General features: G+C 69.5%; 4 protein-coding genes. All 4 read left to right on the top strand.

Features of this window, described 5'->3' with window-relative positions:
• Positions 1 to 83: 83 nt before the first annotated feature.
• The 4 genes from AC5JDC_RS15005 (at position 84) to AC5JDC_RS14990 (ending at position 4,505) form a co-directional block, all read left to right on the top strand.
• The gene (locus tag AC5JDC_RS15005) at positions 84 to 965 is read left to right on the top strand and encodes a LysR family transcriptional regulator (protein WP_106773035.1); all 882 of its coding nucleotides are present in this window, start codon (positions 84 to 86) and stop codon (positions 963 to 965) included.
• A 181-nt stretch (positions 966 to 1,146) separates the two neighbouring features.
• Positions 1,147 to 1,605, top strand: coding sequence for a (2Fe-2S)-binding protein (locus tag AC5JDC_RS15000; RefSeq protein ID WP_106773034.1), 459 nt, complete (start codon positions 1,147 to 1,149; stop codon positions 1,603 to 1,605).
• A gap of 3 nt (positions 1,606 to 1,608) precedes the next feature.
• Positions 1,609 to 3,813: a xanthine dehydrogenase family protein molybdopterin-binding subunit gene (locus AC5JDC_RS14995; protein ID WP_495842291.1), complete on the top strand. Its 2,205-nt coding sequence runs from the start codon at positions 1,609 to 1,611 to the stop codon at positions 3,811 to 3,813.
• A gap of 221 nt (positions 3,814 to 4,034) precedes the next feature.
• On the top strand, positions 4,035 to 4,505 hold the full coding sequence (locus tag AC5JDC_RS14990) for a GNAT family acetyltransferase (protein ID WP_495842289.1): 471 nt from the start codon (positions 4,035 to 4,037) through the stop codon (positions 4,503 to 4,505).
• The last annotated feature ends 138 nt before the right edge of the window (positions 4,506 to 4,643 follow it).

The following is a 4,643-nucleotide window of genomic DNA, read 5'->3' as shown; positions in this document are numbered from 1 at the left end:
CTCCCCCCTTGCGGGGGAGATGTCCGGCAGGACAGAGGGGGGTGCGGAGGAGCGCAACCTTCGCCCAACGAGGATGCCGTCCCATGAACTGGGATGACGTGCGCATCTTCCTCGCCGTTGCCCGCGCCGGGCAGATCCTCGGCGCGGCCAAGCGGCTCGACCTCAACCACGCCACCGTGTCGCGGCGTGTCGCCGCGCTGGAGGAGGCGCTCAGGACAAAACTGTTTCGCCGGCTCACCACCGGCAGCGAGCTGACGCCGGCCGGCGAGCGCCTTCTCAGCGTTGCCGAGCGCATGGAGGCGGAGATGATCACCGCCCGCGCCGAGGTGGCGGGCGAGGGCGACGCCGTCTCCGGCACCGTACGCATCGGCGCGCCGGACGGTTTCGGCGTCGCCTTCCTGGCGCCGCGGCTCGGCCAGCTCACCGAACTCCACCCGGAACTCAGGATCCAGCTGGTGCCGGTGCCGCGCTCCTTCTCGCTGTCGCGGCGCGAGGCCGACATCGCCATCACCACGGAGCGGCCGACCGAGGGCCGGCTGGTGGCGGTCAAGCTGGTCGACTATTCGCTCGGCCTGTTCGCCGCGCGCGCCTATGCCGAGGCGCGCGGTCTGCCCGACGATGCGGCCGGGCTTTCGGCGCACCGGCTGGTCGGCTACGTGCCCGACCTCGTGTTCAGCCCGACGCTCGACTATGCCAGCGAGTTCAGCCCGCACTGGGAGAGCCGCTTCGCCATCTCCTCGGCGCTCGGCCAGGTGGAGGCGGTGCGCTCGGGCGCCGGCATCGGCATCCTGCACACCTTCATCGCCCGCCGCCATGCCGACCTCGTCGAGGTCGCCGCCGCGCCGCCGATCCGCCGCGCCTACTGGCTGGTCTATCACGAATCGATGCGCGGCCTGTCGCGCATCCAGGCGGTGGCCGGCTTCATCGCCCAGGCCGTGGAGAAGGAGCGGGCGCTGTTCGTCTGAGGGTTGCGGCCGGTCGCCTCTTCACGATCCCGCGATCAGTTTGGGCCAGCCTTGTTGATCCCCGCCGGCGGTCCTACGTGCGCGAATAGCTACGCCTCGACCCTGTCGTTTGGCCAGCCAGCCGAGGCGGAATGCGACAGCCCATCTTCGAATTCTATTTCCTTCCATCTGGAGAATAAGAATGGTCGCTTTCACCCTCAATGGCGAGGCGCGAAGCCTCGACGCCGACCCGCAAATGCCCCTGTTGTGGGCGATCCGTGACATTGTCGGCCTGACCGGCACGAAATTCGGCTGCGGCATGGCACAATGCGGCGCCTGCACCGTCCATATCGACGGCGTGGCGACGCGCTCCTGCCAGACCATGGTCGGCGACATCGAAGGCGCCAGCATCACCACCATCGAGGGCCTGGCCGGCAAGGTCGGCGAGACCGTCCAGGCGGTCTGGGCCGATCTCGACGTGCCGCAATGCGGCTACTGCCAGTCCGGGCAGATCATGTCGGCCACCGCGCTGCTTGCCGAGACGCCGAAACCCAACGACGACGACATCGATGCGGCGATGAGCGGCAATCTCTGCCGCTGCGCCACCTATCAGCGCATCCGCGCCGCGATCCACGAAGCCGCCCACCGCCTGGAGGCCTGAGCCATGCTGCAATCCCGCATCGATCCCAGCAGCGTGTGGCCGAGCCGCCGCCAGTTCCTGCTCGGTACCGCCGCGGCGGCCGCCGGCCTCGCCGTCGGCTACCGCCTCCTCGCCGCCGAGCCGGCCGGCGCGCAGCCCGCGCCGGCGGCCGCCGACGCCGGCAATCCGTTCCAGACCTATGTCGAGATCACGCCGGAGAGCCGGATCGTCATCCGCTCCTCGCAATTCGAGATGGGGCAGGGCTCCTATTTCGGCATCGCCACCCTGGTCATGGAAGAGCTCGACGGCGACTGGAAGCAGGTCGACGTCGTCGGCGGCTCCGGCAATCCGGCGCTCTACGGCAATCTGGCTTGGGGCGGCGTCGCCCAGGGCACCGGCGGCTCCACCTCCATGACCTCGTCCTGGGAGCGCTACCGCAAGGCCGGCGCCGCGGCGCGCGCCATGCTTGTCGCGGCCGCGGCGAAGCAGTGGAACGTGCCCGAAGCCGAGATCGCGGTCGCCGCCGGCGTCGTTTCGCACGGGTCGGACAAGCGCGCCAGCTTCGGCGAATTGGCCGCCGCGGCTGCCGAGCTGCCGGTGCCGCGGGACGTGCCGCTGAAATCCCGCGACAAGTGGACCCAGATCGGTTCGGACACGCTCAAGCGCTACGATTCCCCCGGCAAGGCCAACGGCACCCAGCCCTACACGATCGACGTGAAGATGGACGGGCTGCTCACCGCCGTGATGATCCACCCGCCGAAGTTCGGGGCGACGGTGAAAAGCTTCGACGCCGGCAAGGCCAAGGCGCTGGACGGCGTGGTCGAGGTGGTCGAGACGCCGCGCGGCATCGCGGTCGTCGGCACCAACATGTGGACGGCGCTGCGGGGCCGCGACGCGGTCACCGTCGAATGGGATGACTCGAAGGCCGAGACGCGCGGCACCGCCGAGATCATGGCGGAGTACAACCGGCTCGCCGACGGCCCGCCGGCGGCCAGCGCCCGCAACGACGGCGACGCGGCGGCGGCGCTCGCAAGCGCCGCCAAGGTGGTCGAGGGGCACTACGAGTTCCCCTATCTGGTGCATGCGTCGATCGAGCCGCTCAACGCGGTCGCCCGCATCGGCGAGGACGGCAGCGTCGACATATGGGGCGGCCACCAGATGCCGGACCTCTACCAGGCGATCGCCGCGCAGGTGGCGGGAACCACGCCGGACAAGATCCGGCTGCACGTCCTGAAGACCGGCGGCAGCTTCGGCCGGCGCGCCGTCTCCGACGGCGACCTCATCGTCGAGTCGGTCGCGGTGGCCAAGGCGCTCGGCCCCGGCAGACCGGTCAAGGTGCAGTGGACCCGCGAGAACGACATGCGCGGCGGCCGCTACCGGCCGGCCTATGTGCATGCCGTCAGGGGCGGCCTCGACAAGGACGGCAAGCTCGTCGCGCTGTCCGACCACATCGTCGGCCAGTCGATCCTCGGCGGTTCGCCCTTCGCCGCGATGGTCGAGAACGGCATCGACGCCACTTCGGTCGAGGGCGCCTCGAACCTGCCCTATGCGATCCCCAACGTGAAGGTCGACCTCACCACCACAGATGTGAATATTCCGGTGCTGTGGTGGCGCTCCGTCGGCTCGACCCACACCGCCTATGTGATCGAGACCTTCGTCGACGACCTCGCCGCCGCCGCCGGCCGCGATCCCGTCGAGTTCCGCCTGTCGATGCTGGATGCGCATCCGCGCCACGCCGGCGTGCTCAGGCTCGCGGCGGAAAAGGCCGGATGGGGCACGCCGCTGCCGGAAGGCCGCTTCCGCGGCGTGGCGCTGCACGAGAGTTTTGCCACCTATGTCGCGCAGGTCGTCGAGATCGCCTATCGCGGCGGCAACGACTTCACCGTCGAGCGGGTCGTCTGCGCGGTCGATTGCGGCATCGCCATCAACCCGGACCAGATTCGGACGCAGATGGAAGGCGGCGTCGGCTTCGGCCTCGGCGCCATCCTGCAGGAGGAGCTGACGCTGACCGGCGGCGTGGTCGACCAGGAGAACTACGACACCTACACGCCGCTGCGCATCGACCAGATGCCGAAGGTCGAGGTGCACATCGTCGCCTCCGACGAGCCGCCCACCGGCGTCGGCGAGCCCGGCGTGCCGCCGATCGGCCCGGCCGTCGCCAACGCGCTCAGGGCCGCTACCGGCCGCACGGTGCGCAAGCTGCCGATCGTGAAGAACCTGTCGGCGTAAGCCAGGACGCCCCCTCCACCGCCTTCGGCGGTTCCCCTCCCCCGCTTCGCAGGGGAGGATCCGGGCGTTGCGGCCGGCCGCGCCCGTGATCCTCCCCCGTTTACGGGGGGACCACGCGAAGCGTGGTGGAGGGGCGAACGGCCGCCTGGATTCGCTTCCTCGCTTTCCGGTATAAGCTCGATCGCGCCGTCGAGGGTGCGTGCTCGAAGCGAGGGGAATCGATGGAACAGGCAAGCCGTGTGATGTTCGCGGCCGCGGCGGCGCTGCTGGTGGCGCTCGCCATGGCGCTGATCGGCTATGCCGCCTATCAGCTGGTGAAGGCGCTCATGAACGCCAACCAGACGCTGGCGTCGGGCGATTTCGGCTACATCGTCATCGATGCGGTCGGCTATGTCGTCATCGCCATCGCCATCCTCGACGTCACCAAGCACATCTTCGACGAGGAGGTGCGCGACTGGCGCAACCGCGACCGCGAGTTCCTGCCGCGGGCGAGTTTCCACAAGTTCATCTCGATCATCTCGATCGCGGTCTTCCTGGAGGGCCTGGTGCTGGTCTTCAAGGTCTCGCAGGACGACATCCGGCTGCTGCTCTACCCGGTGCTCCTGCTCTTCGTCGCCGTTGCGATGATGATCGGGCTCGCCGTGTCGCAGCGTCTCGCCGCCCGCCATCGCGATGGCGACGGCGGACGGTAGGTGCACAATGGAGCACCGCCGGCTGCGTGTCCGACCCGCCGGCGCCGCCCCACTGTCCTGCCGGACATCTCTCCCCGCACGCGGCATATGCCGATGATGACCGTCATTCCGGGGCCGCGCAGCGGAACCCGGAATCCA

The sequence above is a fragment of the Kumtagia sp. genome, assembly GCF_059502445.1.
This window is presented reverse-complemented; position numbering and strand designations above follow the sequence as displayed.

Excerpts from the sequence above, each read along its gene's own strand:
- AC5JDC_RS15005 (WP_106773035.1), top strand. The coding sequence starts at position 84 with ATGAACTGGGATGACGTGCGCATCTTCCTCGCCGTTGCCCGCGCCGGG.
- AC5JDC_RS15000 (WP_106773034.1), top strand. The coding sequence starts at position 1,147 with ATGGTCGCTTTCACCCTCAATGGCGAGGCGCGAAGCCTCGACGCCGAC.
- AC5JDC_RS14995 (WP_495842291.1), top strand. The coding sequence starts at position 1,609 with ATGCTGCAATCCCGCATCGATCCCAGCAGCGTGTGGCCGAGCCGCCGC.
- AC5JDC_RS14990 (WP_495842289.1), top strand. The coding sequence starts at position 4,035 with ATGGAACAGGCAAGCCGTGTGATGTTCGCGGCCGCGGCGGCGCTGCTG.